The organism is Burkholderia pyrrocinia (assembly GCF_001028665.1).
GTDB classification, from domain to species: Bacteria; Pseudomonadota; Gammaproteobacteria; order Burkholderiales; family Burkholderiaceae; genus Burkholderia; species Burkholderia pyrrocinia.
The window spans coordinates 3,142,657-3,162,030 of sequence record NZ_CP011504.1; the positions used below are offsets into that span (position 1 = coordinate 3,142,657).

General features: G+C 66.6%; 21 protein-coding genes. 9 read left to right on the top strand and 12 right to left on the bottom strand.

What is annotated here, in order from left to right; translation table 11 throughout:
• Positions 1-28: 28 nt before the first annotated feature.
• From glmS to ABD05_RS30035, 4 genes are all read left to right on the top strand, one after another.
• A complete protein-coding gene (gene glmS / locus ABD05_RS30020) occupies positions 29-1,852 on the top strand; it encodes a glutamine--fructose-6-phosphate transaminase (isomerizing) (protein WP_047903552.1) in 1,824 nt (607 codons plus the stop codon).
• Positions 1,849-3,117 carry a hypothetical protein gene (locus ABD05_RS30025; protein WP_047903553.1) on the top strand — a complete coding sequence of 423 codons (1,269 nt, stop codon included), beginning with the start codon at positions 1,849-1,851 and terminating at the stop codon, positions 3,115-3,117. Before glmS ends, ABD05_RS30025 begins: the two co-directional genes overlap by 4 nt.
• A 284-nt stretch (positions 3,118-3,401) precedes the next feature.
• Entirely contained in the window at positions 3,402-4,238 is an 837-nt protein-coding gene (locus tag ABD05_RS30030) for a c-type cytochrome (protein WP_047903554.1), read from the top strand.
• 29 nt (positions 4,239-4,267) lie between these two features.
• A complete protein-coding gene (locus ABD05_RS30035; protein WP_047903555.1) occupies positions 4,268-4,747 on the top strand; it encodes a GNAT family N-acetyltransferase in 480 nt (159 codons plus the stop codon).
• 81 nt (positions 4,748-4,828) lie between these two features.
• Here ABD05_RS30035 and ABD05_RS30040 read toward each other — a convergent pair whose 3' ends face one another.
• From ABD05_RS30040 to ABD05_RS30050, 3 genes are read right to left on the bottom strand one after another with little or no spacing between them, the layout of a single operon-like run.
• Positions 4,829-6,079, bottom strand: a complete 1,251-nt coding sequence (locus ABD05_RS30040; protein WP_047903556.1) for a Zn-dependent hydrolase — start codon at positions 6,077-6,079, stop codon at positions 4,829-4,831.
• A complete protein-coding gene (locus ABD05_RS30045) occupies positions 6,072-6,596 on the bottom strand; it encodes an L-2-amino-thiazoline-4-carboxylic acid hydrolase (RefSeq protein WP_047903557.1) in 525 nt (174 codons plus the stop codon). Before ABD05_RS30045 ends, ABD05_RS30040 begins: the two co-directional genes overlap by 8 nt.
• A gap of 18 nt (positions 6,597-6,614) precedes the next feature.
• Complete coding sequence (locus ABD05_RS30050) at positions 6,615-7,781, bottom strand: branched-chain amino acid ABC transporter substrate-binding protein (protein ID WP_047903558.1); 1,167 nt, start codon at positions 7,779-7,781, stop codon at positions 6,615-6,617.
• Between the two features lie 177 nt (positions 7,782-7,958).
• On the opposite strand from ABD05_RS30050, the gene ABD05_RS30055 reads away from it, so the two are divergent.
• From ABD05_RS30055 to ahpF, 5 genes are all read left to right on the top strand, one after another.
• A complete protein-coding gene (locus ABD05_RS30055) occupies positions 7,959-8,855 on the top strand; it encodes a LysR substrate-binding domain-containing protein (protein WP_047903559.1) in 897 nt (298 codons plus the stop codon).
• Between the two features lie 127 nt (positions 8,856-8,982).
• Complete coding sequence (locus tag ABD05_RS30060; protein WP_034179821.1) at positions 8,983-9,201, top strand: ribbon-helix-helix protein, CopG family; 219 nt, start codon at positions 8,983-8,985, stop codon at positions 9,199-9,201.
• Positions 9,195-9,560 (top strand): type II toxin-antitoxin system VapC family toxin, encoded by a 366-nt coding sequence (locus ABD05_RS30065; protein ID WP_047903560.1) that lies wholly within the window; start codon positions 9,195-9,197, stop codon positions 9,558-9,560. The genes ABD05_RS30060 and ABD05_RS30065 overlap by 7 nt, the downstream gene beginning before the upstream one ends.
• 389 nt (positions 9,561-9,949) lie before the next feature.
• Positions 9,950-10,513, top strand: a complete 564-nt coding sequence (gene ahpC, locus ABD05_RS30070) for an alkyl hydroperoxide reductase subunit C (protein ID WP_006488685.1) — start codon at positions 9,950-9,952, stop codon at positions 10,511-10,513.
• Positions 10,514-10,641: 128 nt separating this feature from the next.
• Entirely contained in the window at positions 10,642-12,240 is a 1,599-nt protein-coding gene (ahpF, locus tag ABD05_RS30075; protein WP_047903561.1) for an alkyl hydroperoxide reductase subunit F, read from the top strand.
• Positions 12,241-12,358: 118 nt separating this feature from the next.
• On the opposite strand, the gene ABD05_RS30080 is transcribed toward ahpF, so the two are convergent.
• From ABD05_RS30080 to glnH, 9 genes are all read right to left on the bottom strand, one after another.
• On the bottom strand, positions 12,359-12,754 hold the full coding sequence (locus tag ABD05_RS30080) for a PIN domain-containing protein (protein ID WP_047903562.1): 396 nt from the start codon (positions 12,752-12,754) through the stop codon (positions 12,359-12,361).
• Positions 12,751-12,996 (bottom strand): AbrB/MazE/SpoVT family DNA-binding domain-containing protein, encoded by a 246-nt coding sequence (locus tag ABD05_RS30085; RefSeq protein ID WP_047903563.1) that lies wholly within the window; start codon positions 12,994-12,996, stop codon positions 12,751-12,753. Before ABD05_RS30085 ends, ABD05_RS30080 begins: the two co-directional genes overlap by 4 nt.
• 171 nt (positions 12,997-13,167) lie before the next feature.
• Positions 13,168-13,983, bottom strand: coding sequence for a hypothetical protein (locus ABD05_RS30090; protein WP_047903564.1), 816 nt, complete (start codon positions 13,981-13,983; stop codon positions 13,168-13,170).
• Between the two features lie 162 nt (positions 13,984-14,145).
• Positions 14,146-14,700 carry a carboxymuconolactone decarboxylase family protein gene (locus ABD05_RS30095; RefSeq protein WP_047903565.1) on the bottom strand — a complete coding sequence of 185 codons (555 nt, stop codon included), beginning with the start codon at positions 14,698-14,700 and terminating at the stop codon, positions 14,146-14,148.
• A 35-nt stretch (positions 14,701-14,735) separates the two neighbouring features.
• Positions 14,736-16,070 (bottom strand): aspartate aminotransferase family protein, encoded by a 1,335-nt coding sequence (locus ABD05_RS30100; RefSeq protein WP_047903566.1) that lies wholly within the window; start codon positions 16,068-16,070, stop codon positions 14,736-14,738.
• A 15-nt stretch (positions 16,071-16,085) separates the two neighbouring features.
• The gene (locus ABD05_RS30105; protein ID WP_047903567.1) at positions 16,086-17,135 is read right to left on the bottom strand and encodes a C45 family autoproteolytic acyltransferase/hydrolase; all 1,050 of its coding nucleotides are present in this window, start codon (positions 17,133-17,135) and stop codon (positions 16,086-16,088) included.
• Positions 17,136-17,155: 20 nt separating this feature from the next.
• Complete coding sequence (glnQ, locus tag ABD05_RS30110; RefSeq protein WP_047903568.1) at positions 17,156-17,884, bottom strand: glutamine ABC transporter ATP-binding protein GlnQ; 729 nt, start codon at positions 17,882-17,884, stop codon at positions 17,156-17,158.
• On the bottom strand, positions 17,881-18,537 hold the full coding sequence (glnP, locus tag ABD05_RS30115) for a glutamine ABC transporter permease GlnP (RefSeq protein ID WP_047903569.1): 657 nt from the start codon (positions 18,535-18,537) through the stop codon (positions 17,881-17,883). The genes glnQ and glnP overlap by 4 nt, the downstream gene beginning before the upstream one ends.
• A 66-nt stretch (positions 18,538-18,603) precedes the next feature.
• Positions 18,604-19,356 (bottom strand): glutamine ABC transporter substrate-binding protein GlnH, encoded by a 753-nt coding sequence (glnH, locus tag ABD05_RS30120; RefSeq protein WP_047903570.1) that lies wholly within the window; start codon positions 19,354-19,356, stop codon positions 18,604-18,606.
• Positions 19,357-19,374 lie beyond the last annotated feature (18 nt).

The following is a 19,374-nucleotide window of genomic DNA, read 5'->3' on the forward strand; positions in this document are numbered from 1 at the left end:
CGGCAACTTCTTGTGGACGAGGTGAATCATGTGCGGAATCGTCGGAGCAAGCGGCCTGAACAATCAGGTGCCGCAACTGGTCAATGCGCTGAGCCGGCTCGAGTATCGCGGCTACGATTCGTGCGGCATCGCCGTGCAGGACGGCGGACGCCTGCTCAGCGAACGCACGCTGCGGCGCGTCACGGACCTGCAGGATCGTGTGCTGACGCTCGGCCTCGAAGCGCAGACCTGCATCGCGCATACGCGCTGGGCGACGCACGGTGCGCCGTCCGAGATGAACGCGCATCCGATCATGTCGGGCGACATGATCGCGGTCGTGCACAACGGCATCATCGAGAACCACGACGCGCTGCGCGCCGAGCTGCGGCAGCGCGGCTACGCGTTTCGCGGCGAAACCGACACCGAGGTGATCGCACACCTGATCCACAGCATCTATCGCGACGACCTGTTCGACGCCGTCATGCACGCCGTCAAGCGGCTGCACGGTGCGTACGCGATCGCGGTCCTGAGCGCGCGCGAGCCGCAGCGCCTCGTCGCCGCGCGCGCCGGCTCGCCGCTCGTGATCGGCATCGGCGCCGAACAGAACTACCTCGCGTCGGACTGCGCGGCGCTCGGCGACCTGACCGACCGTTTCATCTACCTGGAGGACGGCGACGTCGCGCTGATCACGCCGGAGCGCATCGCAGTGGTCGACTCGGGCGGGCACGAAGCGCAACGCCCGCTGTGCCAGGTGAAGGCGCGCGACGGCGACGCCGCGCTCGGCCCGTACCAGCACTTCATGCAGAAGGAGATCTTCGAGCAACCGAAGGCGATCGCCAGCACGCTCGACGGCATCGACACGATTTCACCGGCGCTGTTCGACGCGAGCGACAGCACGCGAGCGCTGCTGTCGCGCGTTCGGAGCGTGCTGCTGCTCGGCTGCGGCACCAGCTACTACGCGGGCCTGACCGCGAAATACTGGCTCGAAAGCATCGCGGGCGTGCCGGCGCAGGTCGAGATCGCCAGCGAATACCGCTACCGCGACACCGTGGCCGATCCGCGCACGCTCGTCGTCGGCATCTCGCAGTCGGGCGAGACGGCCGACACGATCGGCGCGATCGAGCGTGCGCGCGAGATGGGCCAGGAACTGTCGATAGCGATCTGCAACGTCGCGACCAGCACGATCGCGCGCAACGCGCCGCTGCGGTTCCTGACGCGGGCCGGCATCGAGCTCGGCGTCGCGTCGACCAAGGCGTTCACGACGCAGCTCGTCGCGCTGTTCGTGCTGACGCTGACGCTCGCGCAGTTGCGCGGCCGGCTCGACGCCGCACAGGTCGCGACGCACCTGAAGCAGCTGCATGCGCTGCCCGAGCGCATCGGCCACGCGCTCGCGCTGGAAACGCAGATCATGGGCTGGGCCGCGAAGTTCGCGCGCACCGAGAACGCGCTGTTCCTCGGGCGCGGCATTCATTTCCCGATCGCGATGGAAGGCGCGCTGAAGCTCAAGGAGGTGTCGTACATCCACGCGGAAGGTTATGCGGCCGGCGAGCTGAAGCATGGGCCGCTCGCGCTCGTCACGAGCGCGATGCCGGTCGTCACGATCGCGCCGGACGACCGCCTGTTCCAGAAGCTGAAGTCCAACATGGCCGAGGTGCGCGCGCGCGGCGGGCGGCTCTACGTGCTCGCCGGCAACCAGCTCGAGATCGACGCCGACCGCGATACGCACCTGATCCGCGTGCGCGAATCGGGCGACCTGCTGTCGCCGATCGTCAACGTGGTCCCGCTGCAGTTGCTCGCGTATCACGTCGGCTGCGCGCGCGGCGCCGACGTCGACAAGCCGCGCAACCTCGCGAAATCGGTGACCGTCGAATGACGGAGCGAAGGCGCCTGGCGCAGACCGTGACACGGCGCGTCGCGGCTGCGCTCTGCGGCGCGTGTTGCATCGTCGCGGCGCCGCCGTCGGCTCGCGCCGTCGAACCGGCGGTGCATACGGTCGCGGTTCGGGCTTCGGCAGCGCCGCAGGACACCGGCGACCCGCGGCGCTTCATGCACGGCATCGGCGTGGCCGACGCGGGCAACGGCAAACGCTGGGTATTCTTCAGCAGCTCCGGCGTCGTGCCGCGCGGCGCGATGCGCAACGGCAACTGGCCGCACGACGTGTACGTCGGCGAATGGCTGCCCGGCAAGCCGCACCTGCTGCACGTCCGGCCGTTCATCAGCCGCCCCGAGGCGCAGGAGCCCGTGTCGATCGCGCAGGACGCGCGCGGCAACATCTTCGTCACGTTCGAGGACGGCTGGAACGCGCCGCAGGAAGTCAGCCAGCGCTACGGCGTCTACCGCCGCGACCTGAAGCCCGTCAAGCCCTACCCGAACGACGTCGAATCGGGCGGCCACTCGGGGCATGTCGCGACGGTCGGCGAACGCTTCGTCGTGTTCTATTCCGCCGACTGGATCGACGGCGGCGGCGTCGGCAACCTCGGCACCGGCAACGGCGTCTACCTGAAAACCTACGACGCGACCGGGCACGTACTGAACCACGTCGCGGTCGCGCCGCACCGCCGCGAATGGTGGCCCGTGATCGCAGGCTCGCCGCGCAACGCGCTGCTCGTCTGGCAGAAATTCATCGCAGGCAGTACGGACGCGATGCTCGAATACGCGATGTTCGATCCGGTCACGGCGAAGCTGGACAAGCTCGGGGCGCTGAACGACGCGATCCGGTACTACGTGTACGCGTCGGCCTACGTGCCGGCGATCGACCGCTTCATCGTCGTCACGACGACCGCGAACGATCGCGGCGTCGCGATGCTGATTGCCCCGGATGGCCGCCGCACGGCGACGCTCGACTGCCTGCCGGCGTCGGTGCGCGAATCCGGCATCGGCGTTTCCGGCACGCATGCGTATGTGCCGACCCGCGACGGGCGGCTGCTGACGCTGGCGCTTGCGCCGGCGGAGATTTCAGTGAGCGGTGCGCAACGTTCGCCGATTCCGTGGGGCACGACGGGCATTGCCGGTTTCCCGGCGCAAGGCGCTGTGATGCATTTCGTGTCGCTGACGCCGTCGGGCGCGCGCGAAGCCGATTTCGAGCCGCAGCAGGACACGCCGCTGCCGAAGAACGAAATGCCGTGTACGAGTCGTTGACGACGCCCCGGTAACGGGGATGTCGTGAACGCCGGCAATCCGCGTGTTCGACACGCTGCCCTTCGTTTTCTCCCTGCCTGAACCGCGCGACGACAACGCAACACCAAATTGGCGGCCTGGTAGCCGGACCCGCTGTCGCGGGCCTGTCCTATCGTGCCCGCCCCACCTTCCCCGCGCCGAAGTCGCCAGCGCCGCGCGTACCGGATAGACTGTCGCCCGATTCCTTCCATCGGCCGCGGCTTCCGCGTCCTGCCGCCGCCGCAACGCCCTTTCCCGGAGAACGAATGCTGAAGCGCCAGTGGTTTTCGCTTGTGCTGCTGACGGTTTGCCTGATCGGACAACGCGCGTCGGCCCAGTCCACGCTCGAGCTCGAGACCGACGGCACGGCCCGCGCCCTCACGCGGCAGACGCTGCTCGCGCGCCCCGATGCGACGGAGATCCACGTGCCGCACGACATCGCATACGGCCGGCCGATGACATTCCGCGCCGTGCCGTTCGCCGCACTGCTCGGCGACACGCCGCTGCCGGCCGACGGCGTGCTCGAAACGCGCGCGTCCGACGGCTTCGCCGCGCAACTGCCGCTGGATCTCGTGCGCCGCCGCGCGCCGGCTGGCGCCGTCGCATGGCTCGCGATCGAGGATTCGGCCCATCCATGGCCGAAGCTGCCCGGCAAGCAGGTCAGCGCCGGGCCGTTCTATCTCGTGTGGCTCGGGCCGGATGCGTCGTCCGTGCGCGGCGAGCAGTGGCCGTACCAGATCGTGCGCGTCACGATCGAATCGTCGCCGGTCGCGCGCTGGCCGTCGCTCGCCGTCGATCCCGCGCTGCCCGAAAACGATCCGGCCCGCGCGGGCCAGCACCTGTTCGTCACGCAATGCCTCGCGTGCCACCGCGTCGACGGCGCGGGCAGCAGCCATGCCGGCCCCGACCTGAACGCACCGATGAATCCGGTCGACTACTTCCAGCCCGCCGCGCTGCGCCGCTACATCCGCAACCCGGCATCGGTGCGCGACTGGCCGGGCCGGAGCATGCCGGCGTTTCCGCCCGATCAGTTGAGCGACCGGGAACTCGACCAGATCGTCGCGTATCTCGCGTATATGGCGCGGCGCAAGGCGGACAAGTAACGCGCGACCGGACAATAGAAGGAACGTTGATGACGTCAGGCGACACGCTGTTCACCATCGCATCGATCGAGGCCGCGCAGACGCACCCGCTCAGGGCGATGGTCCTGCTGAACGGCGATCTGAACGCGTGCGAACTGCCCGGCGACCATGCGCCGACGACGCTGCACGTCGGTGTATGCGACCCGTCGGGCATCGTCGCGGTCGCGTCGCTCTGCGAGGAACCGCGCGACGACGACCGTGCGCGGCCGGCGTGGCGACTTCGCGGAATGGCCGTCGACCCTGCCGTGCGCGGCATGGGCTTCGGGCGCGTGCTGGTGCAGGTGTGCGTGCGGCACGCGGAGGAACGCGGTGCCGCGCTCGTGTGGTGCACGGCACGTGAATCAGCGTACCGCTTCTACGAAAAGCTCGGCTTTGCAGCCGATGGCGCGCCGGTGACGATGCCGGGGCGCACCGATACCGCGTTCCATGTGATGCGGCGATACATCGATCGGCACGCGCCGCCTGCCTGAAGCGGACCGCGCGTTTGCATCATCGGGACAGAATCGGCGCGGCCCGGCGAACACCCTCGTGCCGGACCGCACATATCACGCTCAGGCTTCCTCCGCGCTCTGCAATACCGCACGCAACAACACGTCGGCACCCGCCGCCGCCCATTCCGGCGTAATCGCTTCGGCTTCGTTGTGGCTCAGCCCGTCGACGCACGGCACGAAGATCATCCCGGCCGGCGCGACGCGCGCAACGTAGCACGCGTCATGGCCCGCACCGGACACGATATCCATGTGCGACAGCCCGAGCGCCCGGGCCGCGTCACGCACCGCGTCGATGCAGCGCGGCGCGAACGGGATCGGCGGGTACTTGAAGATCTGTTCGATCTGCGCGCCGAGGCCGGACTCTTCCGCCACGCGCGCGAGTTCCGCGCGCAGCGCCGCGTCCAGTTCGTCGAGCACCGCATCGTCGGGGTGACGGAATTCGACCGTGAAGAAACAGCCGCCCGGCACCGTGTTGCGCGAATTCGGCCGCGCGTCGATCATCCCGACCGTCGCGCGCGCGTACGGCGCGTAACGGCGGCCGAGCGCGTCGATGAACGAGATCATCCGCGCGGCGCCGACCAGCGCGTCGCGACGGAATTCCATCGGTGTCGTGCCCGCGTGCGCGTCGACACCGGTGAGCGTCACCTCATACCAGCGCTGCCCCTGCCCGGCCGTCACGACGCCGATCGTCTTGCCGGCCCGTTCGAGAATCGCGCCTTGCTCGATATGCAGTTCGTACGCCGCATGCACCGGATAACCGCCGACGGGCTCGGCGCCCGCGTAGCCGATTCGCGCCAGTTCCTCGCCGATCGTCTTGCCTGCGCCGTCGGTACGCGACAGCCCGTATTCGAGCGTATAGACGCCCGAGAACACGCCGGCCGAGATCATCGCCGGCGCGAAACGCGAACCTTCCTCGTTGGTCCAGATCACGACGTCGATCGGGCGTTCGGTCTCGATGCCCGCGTCGTTCAGCGCGCGCACGACCTCGAGCCCGCCGAGCACGCCGTAGATGCCGTCGTAGCGGCCACCCGTCGGCTGCGAATCGGCGTGCGATCCCGTCAGTACCGGCGCGGCGTCGGGATTGCGGCCCGCGCGGCGCGCGAACACGTTGCCCATCCGGTCCACGCGCACCGTGCAACCGGCGTCGCGCGCCCACTGCACGAACAGGTCGCGCGACTCGCGATCGAGATCGGTCAGCGCGAGACGGCAGACGCCGCCCTTCGGCGTCGCGCCGATCTGCGCCATCCGGTCGAGTGACGCCCACAGGCGGTCGCTGTCGACGCGCGGCGCGCTCACGTTGTCGTCACGCATCGCCGTTCTCCGGCGCGCGCTGCAGCGCGTAGCGGAAATCGCAGCGCTTGCCGCCCTGCATGATCGTGCTCGTACGCGTGAGCGCGATGCCCGGCGCATAACCCTGGATGAAATAGCTGTCGCGCGCGCAGCTCAGCAGGTGGCCGATCTCGCCGAGCCCCATCGCGTGATACATCTCCGCGTAGCTGCAGCGATGCACGTCGTAGTCGTAGTGCGCGTCGTCCGCACGCCGCACCTCGACGTCGAGCGCATCGTCCTTCTCCCACAGCACCTGCAGCGCGATGAACGACTTCACGCTCGTGCCGTCCGGCTCCTGCGCGGCGAACGTGCGGCCCGCGTCGACGGCTGCGCCGCGCACGGCTTCCGCGATCACGGCCTGCGCGCGCTCGGCGCCGAACTCGCGTTTCATGATCTCGTAGATCGGCTTGATGATTTCCGCTTCGATGCGGCGCCGCGCGAGGATCCCGAGGCGCGTGTCCTCGGGTGCGGCGGCGGATGTCTGGGTCGGTTCGGTCATGGGGATCGTCCGTGTCGTTTATTTGGTCGCGGTGCGCGTGCCGCCGAGCACGTCGACGACGGTCCACTTGCCGCCGCGCACCTGGTAGATCGTGAAGGCCGGATCCTTCAGGTTGCCTTCGCCGTCGAACGCAATCCGGCCCGTCACGCCGGGCCGGTCGATCGCACGGACCGCCGCGACCAGCTTTGCCGGCTGCGTCGTGCCGGCCTTCTGCGCGGCCGCGATCAGCGTGGCCGCCGCGTCGTACGCGAACGGCGCGTGCAGTTCGATCGGTACGCGGAAACGTGCCTGGTATTGCGTGTCGAACGCGTTGCCGCCCGGCATCCGCTCGAGCGGCAGGCCCGGTTCGAGCGCCGTGACGCCGTCGCCGTCCTTGCCCGCGAGCGACAGGAAGGTCTGGCTCACGAAGCCGCCCGCGCCGAGCAGCGGCGCGTTCACGCCGAGCTGGCGCATCCGGCGCGCGATCGGCGCGGCCTGTGCATCGAGGCCGCCGAAGAACACGAGATCCGCGCGCTTGCCCTTGATCGCGGTCAGCACGCCACTGAAGTCGGTCGTCTTGTCGTTCACGTACTGGCGATCGACGATCGCGCCGCCGTTCGCCTGCACGCCCTTGATGAACTGGTCGGCCAGCCCCGCGCCGAACGACGTGCGATCGTCGATCACCGCGACGCGCTTCGCCTTCAGCGTCTTCACCGCATACGCGCCGGTGAAGGTGCCGCCCGCATCGTCGTGACCCATGATGCGGAACGCCGTTGCGTAGCCCTGCTGCGTGTATTGATGGCCGGTGGACGCCGGCGCGATCTGCGGAATGCCCGCATCGCGATACACGCGCGACGCCGGCACGCTGCAGCCCGTGTTCCAGTGACCGACGACGCCGATCACGTGCTGGTCGACGAGCTGCTGCGCGACCGCGACGGCCGTGCGCGGATCGGACTGGTCGTCGGCCGCGACGAGCTTGTAGACGACCGGCTTGCCGCCGATGGTCGGATGCTTGGCATTCGCGTCGTCGATCGCGAGTTGCGCGCCGTTCTGCAGGTCCTTGCCGATACGCGCGGACGGGCCGGTGAGCGGCGCGGCGAGACCGATCAAGATCGTCTGCGGCGCGGATTGCGCGAACGCGGGAACGGAGGCGACCAGGGCGGCCGCCGAGAAAACGAGGCTGGCGTGAAGGAAGGGGATTTTCATGTGCGGGGATCGGTGAATCGGATCAAAACATGAAAAATATTAAATATTCATCACTCACACCCCAAATACTCAATTGTTGGATGCTTATGCCGTTCTCGACACATCAGCGCAACACCATGTAAACACAAGATATTTCCTTGTTGTCGCCTACCCCGACTTTTCGATAAAATTCGACACATGAAAAATATCGAACAATTGCCGCACGATCCGCCGTTGCGCGCGGTGCGTGCGTTCGAAGCGTTTGCTCGTCTCGGGTCGGTCACCGCGGCGGCGGGCGAACTCGACATCACACCATCGGCGGTCAGCCATCAGCTGCAACTGCTCGAAGCGTTCATCCAGACGCCACTGACGGTGCGCGAGGGCCGGCTGCTCGCGCTCACCGATGAAGGACGCGACTACTACCGCTCGATCAGCGCCGCGTTCTCGGTGCTGCGCAGCGCGACGCGCTTCGTGCGCGACCGGTCGTCGCTGCGGCAGATCACAGTCAGCCTGATCCCGTTGCTCGGCATTGGCTGGTTCATTCCACGGCTGCACGCGTTCCTGGCCGACAACACGGATGTCGACGTGACCGTGCTGTATGCGCATCACCGCAACTACCGAAGCGATGCGTCGGACCTGTCGATCCGCTTCGGCACCGGCGACTGGCCCGGCTACCGCTGCGAGCGGCTGCTGCCGGGCGCGATGGTGCCGATGTGCAGCCCGTCGTTCCTGAAGCGCCACGGGCCGTTCCGCACGCCGGCCGATCTCGCGCGCGCGCCGCTCGTGCACGACGAGGATCGCAGCACGTGGGTCAACTGGCTGCAGGGCGCCGGCGTGCGGCATGTGTCGCACGCGGTCGGGCCGATGTTCGAAGATGGTCAGTTGACGTTGAGCGCGGCACGCGCGGATCTCGGCGCCGCGCTGCTGCGCGCGCCGCTGGTCGAGCGCGAACTGGCGAACGGGGAACTCGTGCAGCTGTTCGATCACGCGCTCGACGACGGGCGCGATTACTACCTGTGCACGCGCGAGGACGCGGACATGCCGGACGGGGCACGGCGGCTGGCGGCGTGGTTGAGGAGGATGGCGGGGATTTGAGCGAAGGCGCCCTGTCGCCTTGCCGGACAACGGTTTACGCGAAGGCGCCTCCCGCCGCACCCAGTCCGGGTCTTGCATGCCCTCGATCTGGTATATATGATATGCATATCATATATCGGAGGCTGTCATGAGCCGGATTCTGGTTGATCTGTCGGATGGCCAGCTCGACGAGTTGGCCGTCATCGTCGAGACTGAACGTCGTCCCCGCGCCGCGATCATCCGCGACGCGATTGATGCCTACATTGCCCTGCACAAGCGCCCGCTCGCCGACGACGTATTCGGTCTCTGGAAAGATCGCACGGTCGATGGGCTCGCGTATCAGGAGGAAATGCGCTCGGAATGGTAAAAGCTCTCTTCGACACCAACATCCTGATCGACTATCTGGGCGGCGTGGAATCCGCACGCGTAGAGTTGGCCCGCTACCACTATCGTGCGATCAGCACGATCTCGTGGATGGAGGTCCTGGTCGGCACGTCCGCACATGACGAAGCCCCGACTCGCGCATGGCTCTCGTCATTCGATGTCATCGCGCTCGACAGCACGATTGCGAATCGCGCCGTGACTATCCGCAAGGAACGCCGCATACGCCTGCCCGACGCGATCGTCTGGGCATCGGCGCAAGTGAACGGGCTGCTGCTCGTGTCGCGCAACACGAAAGACTTTCCCGCCACCGAACCCGGCGTTCGCGTGCCCTATCAGGTCTGAGCCTATCTGCGCGGCGGCAATGCAAACGCGTCAACTCGACGCATTCGCCCCGAACCACTTCTGCAAAAAGTAGCGCAGCGTCCCGCCGGAAAACCGGTCAGCTCCCCGAACACGGCGTAACCGAATCGCTCGCAGAGCCGCTTTGCATCCGGATTGAAGGCGTCGATCCACGCGGCTGCGCACCCTCTCCCCCTCGCACTCGCATCAAACGGGCTCACGGCCCGCACGCGCAATGTCTCAAGCGCCCTCCGCCCACCCCACCCAATCAAGGGCCGGAAGCAGATAGAAATTCTCGATGCCCTGGATTGAAACAAGCAATTTCCCTAAATCAGGGTGAACCCGGATACTGGCAACACTCCACTCACCACTGAAGCAAAGGAAACCACCCCATGCCGATCATCAACACCCAAATCAAGCCGTTCAAGGCAACCGCTTACCACAACGGCGATTTCGTGCCCGTCTCCGAAGAGAACTTCAAGGGCAAGTGGTCCGTCGTCGTGTTCTACCCGGCCGACTTCACGTTCGTCTGCCCGACCGAGCTGGGCGACCTCGCCGACCGTTACGCGGAATTCCAGAAGCTGGGTGTCGAAATCTACGGCGTGTCGACCGACACGCACTTCACGCACAAGGCATGGCACGACACGTCGGACACGATCGGCAAGATCAAGTACCCGATGATCGGCGACCCGACGCTCACGCTGTCGCGCAACTTCGACGTGCTGATCGAGGAAGAAGGGATGGCGCTGCGCGGCACGTTCGTGATCAACCCGGAAGGCGAGATCAAGCTGTGCGAAATCCACGACAACGGCATCGGCCGCGACGCAGGCGAACTGCTGCGCAAGGTGCAGGCTGCGCAATACATCGCGGCGCACCCGGGTGAAGTGTGCCCGGCCAAGTGGACGCCGGGTGCGGAAACGCTGACCCCGTCGCTCGACCTGATCGGCAAGATCTGACGATCGCTCCGCGCGCCTCGCACGAGGCGCGCGAGACACACGAATACGGGCCGCCGCATCGCGCGGCCCGCGCCCTCCTCCGGCACGACGTGCCCGACCATAATCATTAATACGGAATCCGAAACGCCATGCTCGACGCCAATCTCAAGAACCAACTGAAAGCGTACCTCGAAAAGATCACGCGCCCGATCGAACTCGTCGCCTCGCTCGACGACAGCGCGAAATCGCAGGAACTGCATGCGCTGCTGAACGAGATTGCGTCGCTGACGGATCGCGTGACCGTGACCGAACGCCGCGACGACGCCGAGCGCAAGCCGTCGTTCTCGATCGGCGAGCCCGGCAAGCCGTCCGGCATCCGCTTCGCCGGCATTCCGATGGGCCATGAATTCACGTCGCTCGTGCTCGCGCTGCTGCAGACGGGCGGCCACCCGATCAAGCTCGACGACGACGTGATCGAACAGATCCGCTCGCTCGACGGCGACTACGCGTTCGAGACGTACTTTTCGCTGTCGTGCCAGAACTGCCCGGAAGTCGTGCAGGCGCTGAACGTGATGTCGCTGATCAACCCGCGCATCCGCCACGTCGCGATCGACGGCGCACTGTTCCAGAATGAAGTCGAGTCGCGCCAGATCATGGCCGTGCCGACGATGTTCCTGAACGGCGCATCGTTCGGCCAGGGCCGCAGCAGCGTGAAGGAAATCCTCGCGAAGCTCGATACGGGCGCGAGCGCCCGTGCCGCGAAGTCGCTCGAGAACAAGCCGGTGTTCGACACGCTGATCGTCGGCGGCGGCCCGGCAGGCGCGGCCGCGGCAATCTACTCGGCGCGCAAGGGCATCGCGACGGGCGTCGTCGCCGAGCGTTTCGGCGGCCAGGTGCTCGACACGATGGCGATCGAGAACTTCGTGTCGGTGCAGGAAACCGAAGGGCCCAAGTTCGCGACCGCGCTCGAGCAGCACGTGAAGCAATACGACGTCGACATCATGGACGTACAGCGCGCCGACGCGCTGATCCCGGGCGACGTGCACCAGATCCGCCTCGCGAACGGCGCGGTGCTGAAGGCGAAGACGATCATCCTCGCGACCGGCGCGCGCTGGCGCGAAATCAACGTGCCGGGCGAGCGCGAATACCGCAATCGCGGTGTCGCTTACTGCCCGCACTGCGACGGCCCGTTGTTCAAGGGCAAGCGCGTCGCGGTGGTCGGCGGCGGCAACTCGGGCGTCGAGGCCGCGATCGACCTCGCCGGCATCGTGAAGGAAGTCACGCTGATCGAATACGGCGCGCAACTGCGCGCGGACGAAGTGCTGCAGCGCAAGCTGCGCAGCCTGCCGAACGTGACGATCGTCACGCAGGCGCAGACAATCGAGCTGACCGGCGACGGCAGCAAGCTGAATGGGCTCGTCTACAAGGACCTGCGCTCGGGCGAAACGCAGCGCATCGATCTCGAAGGCGTGTTCGTGCAGATCGGCCTCGTGCCGAACACCGAATGGCTGAAAGGCACGGTCGAACTGTCGAAGCACGGCGAGATCGTCGTCGATGCACGCGGCGCGACGTCGGTGCCCGGCGTGTTCGCGGCCGGCGACGTGACGACGGTGCCGTTCAAGCAGATCGTGATCGCGGTGGGTGAAGGCGCGAAGGCATCGCTCGGCGCGTTCGACCACCTGATCCGGCAGGACGTGACGCCGGCAGCAGCGGCTCAGCCGCAGGCCGAAGAAGCGGTCGCCGCTTAACGCACCTCAGCGCATCGTCGCAACGGTTTGTCTCTCTTGGCCCCGCATGCTTTGGTCGGCGTGCGGGGTCCTTTTTTTGTGTCGACGCCTGGAGGCGCAGAAAAATAGCGAATTGTCCTTAACTGACGAGTCGCATCCCGGCAACCTTGGCCGCTTTCGCGTCAAACGTCATCGTGTATTGGCATTGCGCCTCATGGCACGTCCGTTCGATCAGACAATCGGAGAAATCCGCGGACGAGCCGGAATACACACGCAATGCCTTCCAGACCGTTTCCGCGGCTTCGACCACCAGTTCCTTCGTTCGCAATAGCGCCTCGATCACCTGCGCGATCTCGTCGCGGTCCGAACCGTAGGCCCGCGCAAGCACCCAAACGACCTCGACCAACGCAACCTGCGTGATATAGCCGGGATGCTCGGCAGTCAGCGATTCGACCAGCCGGGTCGCCTTCTTCGATTGGACCGGGTCATCCTGCACGAGATATCTCACGAGCACATTCGTGTCGAGACCGATCATCGCGCCGACGCTCCCCGCTCCGCGATCGCAGCATTCATGTCTTCGATCGACACGGGTTTTGCCGGCTTGCGAATGATGCCTTTGAGAGAAGTAATCGAACCCGTGGCGGGAACGACTTCGTACCGCCCGGTCTTTTCGTTGAGAATGAACTCGATTCGATCCCCGGTCGCAAGACCCAGGCGGGTTCTCACGTCCACGGGTATGGTGACCTGCCCCTTCGATGTCACGGTTGCCGATGCCATAGCGCCTCCGATTCAGATTTCCTTACTTTAAGGTAAGGAATCGGAAACCGCAAGGATGCGTACCTGCGCAGGACAGGTCAAACCGCCTGCGACTGCCGGGCAATGGGCGCGTCAATCAAATGCAGGAAACCCGATCATCTTCGCAAAAAATACACGCTCGAATCGCGCGGCTCACTTGGTCGCAGGCGAATCGCCATTCGCCGACGGCGACGCCTTGATACTGCTCGACTGCCTGACCAGTTGCTCGGTCATCGCGGCGGCAACCGGGTTCGAGCCCGACGACGAACCGCCCTGCCGAGCCGAACCGGAACCCGCCGACATCGACGACATCGGCGGCGGCGGCAACGACGGGTCGAGCTTCGCCGATTCCTTGACGAGCGCGGCCGTCTCCGCCGTTTCGGATTTCGTTGCTGAAGGTGCTGCGGCCGCGTGGCGTTCGAGGCCGTCGCGCTTGCGCGGTGCGCGTTGCGTGGCCTGCGACGGCGGGGCCGGCTGTGCCGGCTGTGCCGGTTGTGCGGCCGGCGGGGTCGAATCCTGCGCATCAACCGTCACGACGTTGACCTTCGGCGGCGGTGCGCTCGGCTTCGTCACCGGCTGCGCTTTCTCGCTGACAACCGGAACGGCGGGGACAGATGCAGGTGCGGCGCTGACGCGCGCGGGTGCTGCCGGCGCGGGCGCCGGTGCGGATGGTGGCGGAACAGCCACCTGTTTCTGCGCCGGTGCGGGTGGCGGCGGCGGAACAGCTGCCTGTTTCTGCGCCGTATCGGCGTGGGCTGCCGTCGCGGCAGCCGGTGCCGGCGGCGCGATAGCGCCCTGCACCGCGTGATCGTTGTTCACGGGCGCCGTGGCAACCGGCGCGGACGAATCGCCGATGCCCGAATCTTCGATCGCACGGTGGTCCGCGCGCAGCAGCATCACGTAGGCAGTGCCGGCAGCGGCTACCAGGAGCCCACCGGCAATCATCAAGGTCTTGCGGGTACTCGTCATGCTTGTTCACCGATCATGTCGACGTGAACAAGCCATCATACGCGGCCATCGGCCGTTGATCCCGCATGAATACATTTGGTTGCATTGATGCCGGCGGCGCGATCGTCAGACGTATCGCGCCGCTGTTCCGGCACGATCAATGCACGATCATTTGCACGACCATTACTCCGGAAACGGCAAATCGGTTTGCCCTTCCGCACGCATGCCGAACGTGTTCAACGTCATCGCGACGAGCGCGTAATAGCCGAGCAGCGCAACGAGATTCACGACGGTTTCGTGGCCGAAGCGCGCTTGCGCGCGCGCGAACGTCGCGTCGCTGACGCGCCGCGTGTCGTACAGCTCGCTCGCGAACGCATGGATCAACGCGTCGTCATCCGACTCGAATGCAGGTTCGATGCCCCGCCGGATCGCGTCGGCGGTCGCGGCCGGTACACCCGCGTCGAGCGCGATCGGATGGTGGATGTGCCACTCGGCCTGCGAGCGCCAGCGCGCGGCCGTCACGAGAATCGCGAGCTCCGACAGCCGCAGCGGCAGGCCCGTGCGATAGCGGCAGAACGCGCCGAGCTTCTGCGCGTGCTGGGCCACCTCGGGGCTGGCGATCCAGCCGAGAAACGGCCCGTTCAAATTGCCGCGCGGGCCGCTGAGAATGTCGGCCAGCACGGCCTTCTGGGCGTCGGTGGCCGATTCGGGATCGAACGGCGGCAGTCTGTCTGTCATGGTGATTCCGGTAAGGGTTCAGTGCATCGATGCCGTCACGCGCCGGCCGCGGCGAGCGCCGCGTCGATCGCGCCCGACAGCCGCTCGACGATCGTATCGATCTGCTGCGCGGTGCAGACGAACGGCGGCGCGATCAGGATGTGATCGCCGTGGACGCCGTCGATCGTCCCGCCCATCGGATACACCATCAGGCCGCGCTGCATCGCTTCGCGCTTGACTGCCGCGTGCAGCTTCAGCGCCGGATCGAACGTCGCCTTGCTGTCGCGATCGCGCACGAGCTCGACGCCGACGAACAGCCCGCGGCCGCGCACGTCGCCGACATGCGGATGCGCGCCGTAGTGCTCGCGGAGCGATGCGCGCAACTGCTCGCCGCGCGCCTTCACGTTGTCGAGCAGCTTCTCTTCGGCGATCACGCGCTGCACTTCGAGTGCGGCTGCGCATGCGGTCGCGTGGCCGAGGTACGTATGGCCGTGCTGGAAGAAGCCCGACCCGTCGACGATCGTCCGGTAGATGCGGTCGCTGACGAGCGTCGCGCCGATCGGCTGGTAGCCCGCGCCGAGCCCTTTCGCGATCGTCAGCAGGTCGGGCGCGACGCCGTCTTCATCGCACGCGTACAGGTAGCCCGTGCGCCCCATCCCCGACATGATCTCGTCGAGGATCAGCAGTACACCGTACTTGTCGCACACCGCACGAATCTTCTTCAGGTACGTGCGCACCGGCGGCACCGCGCCGGCCGTTGCGCCCACCACCGTTTCCGCGACGAACGCCGCGACGTTTTCTGCGCCGAGTTCGACGATCTTCTGTTCGAGCTCGTCCGCCAGGCGCTGCGCATACGCTTCGTCGGCTTCCCCTGCCTGCTGGTCGCGGTACGCATAACACGGGCTCACGTGATGCGCTTCGATCAGCAGCGGCAGGAACGGCTCGCGCCGCCACGCGTTGCCGCCGATCGCGAGCGCGCCGAGCGTGTTGCCGTGATAGCTCTGGCGTCGCGCGATGAAATGGCGGCGCTGCGGCTCGCCCTTCTCGACGAAATACTGGCGCGCGAGCTTCAGCGCGGCCTCGATCGCCTCGGAGCCGCCCGACACGAAATACACGTGTTCGAGGCCGGCCGGCGCGCCGTCGACGAGCCGGTCGGCCAGTTCCTCGGCCACGTCGGTCGTGAAGAACGACGTATGCGCGTACGGCAGTTGCTGCGCCTGCCGCTTGATCGCGTCGATCACGCGCTGGTTGCTGTGGCCGAGACACGAGACGGCCGCGCCGCCGCATGCGTCGATATAGCGTTTGCCGGTCGAGTCGATGATCTCGATGCCGTCGCCAGCGACGGCGACGGGCAAGGTGGCGCGCGGGGTGCGATGGAAAACGGTCGTCATGCGGTGCCTCATGGATCAGGACGCGCCGTGCGCGCGCCCGGACGGCACGATGCGCGTCGCGAAGCGCTGCGTGCCGTGCTGGTGAATGGTGAAATCGATCGCCGACGCGCCGATCGCGAACACCGCGGTCGCGAGCGTGTTCTCGTCGTCGGGGTCGGCCGGGTCGTCGCGGTAGATCGGCAGCCCTTCCGGCGCGCGATCGCCGAGCACGCGCAGCAGCGCCGCTTCGTCGATCGCGTCGATACCCGGCGTCAGCGCATCGACGCGCCGCTGGCGATCGGCCGACGATTGCGTGACGATCTGCGCTTCTGCTTCGCAGCCGGGATGCACGAGATGGTTCGCATGGCCGGCGAGCCGTGCGACGTCGATCGCCGAACAGCGCGCGGCGCTCGCTTCGATGCTCAGCAGCCGTGCATCGCCGGTCGCGCCGAGCGTGTGATGAAAGCCGCTCGCGCGTGCATGCAGGCGCAGCACGTCGGCCGCCGCGTCGAGCGACGTCGCGTCGAGCACGGCGCGCGCGAGGATCATTCGCGGCACGCCCGCTGCCGGCGTGCGGATCCGCAGGTTGTTGATCGCCTGCGCGATGCCCGCGCGGTTCGCGGCAAACGTATGGCCCGGCAGCGAACCGGGGTAGTAGAAACTGATGAAGCCCGGCTTGCCCTCCGGCTGCACGTCGACGAGCAGGCAGCGCTCGCGCAGGAACGGATCGCCGTCCTCGTTGTGCGCGATCCAGCGCGTGCCGTCCGCGCCGCGCGCGGCGAGCGTCGTGCAGCCGTCCGGCGCGTTGTGGATCAGTTCGCCGCGGCAGTTCCACAAAAAGATGTCCTCGGCCGGCCAGCCGATGCCCGCCGCGATCCCGTCCAGTTCCGCGACGAGATCGGGATACGCGGCCAGCGCCGCCTGCCGCAACGCGCCGACGAACGGATGGCCGCGCCAGCGGCGCACGGCCTGCCACGCGCTGCTCTGCTGCATGTACGCATCGAACACGGGACGGGCGAGCTCGCCGAGGCGCACGCCGATGTCGAACGGCGCGCCGGCGATGACGGGAGAAAGGGAAAGCGGCATGTCAAATGATTCGGTTTCGTTCAGGACACGTGTTTCAGGAATTCCTTCAGGCGCGGCGTCGGCGGCCGGTCGATCAGGTCGACCGGATGACCGTCCTCGGCGATGCCGCCCTGATCCATGAACAGCAGGCGCGTGCCGACCCGCTTCGCGAAGCCGATCTCGTGCGTGACGACGATCATCGTCATCCCTTCGGTAGCAAGATCCTGCATCACTTTCAGCACTTCGTGGCGCAATTCCGGATCGAGCGCCGACGTCGGCTCGTCGAACAGCATCAGCCGCGGCCGGATCGCAAGCGCGCGCGCGATCGCGACGCGCTGCTGCTGGCCGCCCGACAGCTCGGACGGGTAGTGATTCGCGCGCGATTCGAGGCCGACCTTGTCGAGCAGCGCCATCGCCTGGTCGCGTGCTTCGGCGCGCGATGCGCCGCGCACCTGGATCGGCCCGAACATCACGTTCTCGAGCGCGGTCATTTGCGGAAACAGGTTGAACTGCTGGAACACCATGCCGGCTTCGAGCCGGATGTTGCGGATCGTCGTCGCGTTGCCGCGCACGCTCTGGCCGTCGACCAGCAGCTCGCCGCCGGTGATTTTCTCGAGCGCGTTGATACAGCGCAGCATCGTCGATTTGCCCGAGCCCGACGGGCCGATCACGACGACCACCTCGCCCGCGTCGATCTTCAGGTCGATATGCTTCAGCACCGGCACGTGGCCGAAGCTCTTCGACACGTTCTGGAATTCGATCATGCTCATAGGATGCGCATCCTCTTTTCGACGAGCCGAAGCGTCAGCGTCATCGCGCCGGTAAGAATCAAGTAGATCACAGCCACCGCGCTCCAGATCTCGACCGCCTGGAAGTTGCCCGCGATGATTTCCTGCCCCTTGCGCGTCAGTTCGCCGACGCCGATCACGATGAACAGCGACGTGTCCTTCAGGCTCACGATGCACTGGTTGCCGAGCGGCGGAATCAGCCGCCGGAACGCCAGCGGCCCGACCACCTTCAGCAGCACGCGCGGCATCGACAAGCCCATCGCGAGCCCCGCTTCCGTCAGCCCCTTCGGGATCGACAGCAGCGCGCCGCGCACCACTTCCGCGAGATACGCGCCGGAATTCACCGTGATCGCGATGATCGCGGCCGTCAGGCCGTCGATCCGGATGTGCGCGAGCAACGGCAGCGCGAAATACAGGAACATCACCTGCACGACGATCGGCGTGCCGCGAATCAATTCAATGTAGACCTGTACGAGCACGTTCATCGCCTTCGGTCCGTATGCGCGGAACATGCCCGCGACCATCCCGACGATGAAACCGCCCACCAGCCCGAATAATGCGATGAACACCGTCAACCGGACCCCGTCCATCAGGTCCGGCAACGCCGCCCAGATCGCCGACCAATCGAAATTCACTTGTCGCTCCCCGTTCGATTCAAGACCGGCGCGGCCGCATGGCCGCGCGCTGTTGCGCCGTCACGCTCACATCTTCGGCGGCTCGGCACCGAACCACTTCTTGTAGATCTGCGCGTAGCGGCCGTCGGCCTTGATCTTCACGAGCGACGCGTTGACCTTCGGCACGAGCGGGCTGCCCTTCGGGAAACCCATCCCGTACTTGTCGCCGCTGACCGGCTGGCCCGCGACCTGCACCTTGCCCTTGCCTTCGTTGTTCACGAAGAACAGCACGTTCGGCGTGTCGTGCATCGCCGCATCGACACGGCCGGCTTCAAGCGCGAGGTAGGCCTGGTCGATGTTCGGGAACTGGCGGATCTCCTTCGGCTTCAGGTGCGCCTTGATCCAGTCGATCGTCGCGGTGCCCGTCTTCGCGGCGATCACCTTGCCGTTCAGGTCGTCGATCGACTTGATCGTCGTGTTGCCGGTCTGCACCATCGCCGCGAGGCCGCTGTCGTAGTACGGCGCGGAGAAGTCGATCGCCTTCTTGCGCTCTTCCTTGATCGTCATCCCCGACAGCGCGACGTCGATGTTCTGCGTCTGCAGCGCCGGGATCAGGCCCGCGAAATCCATCGGCTGGATCGTGTATTTCCAGCCCTGGTCCTTCGCGATCTCCGCCCACAGGTCGAGATCGAAGCCGACGTACTTGTCGCCCTGCTTGAACTCGAACGGCATGAACGACGTATCGGTGCCGACGACGAGCGTCTTGGTATCCGCGTGCGCGAGGCTTGCGCCGAGCGCGGCAACGACCGCGACGGCTTTCAGGAAGGAACGGCGACTCATGGTTTCTCTCCGCATGAT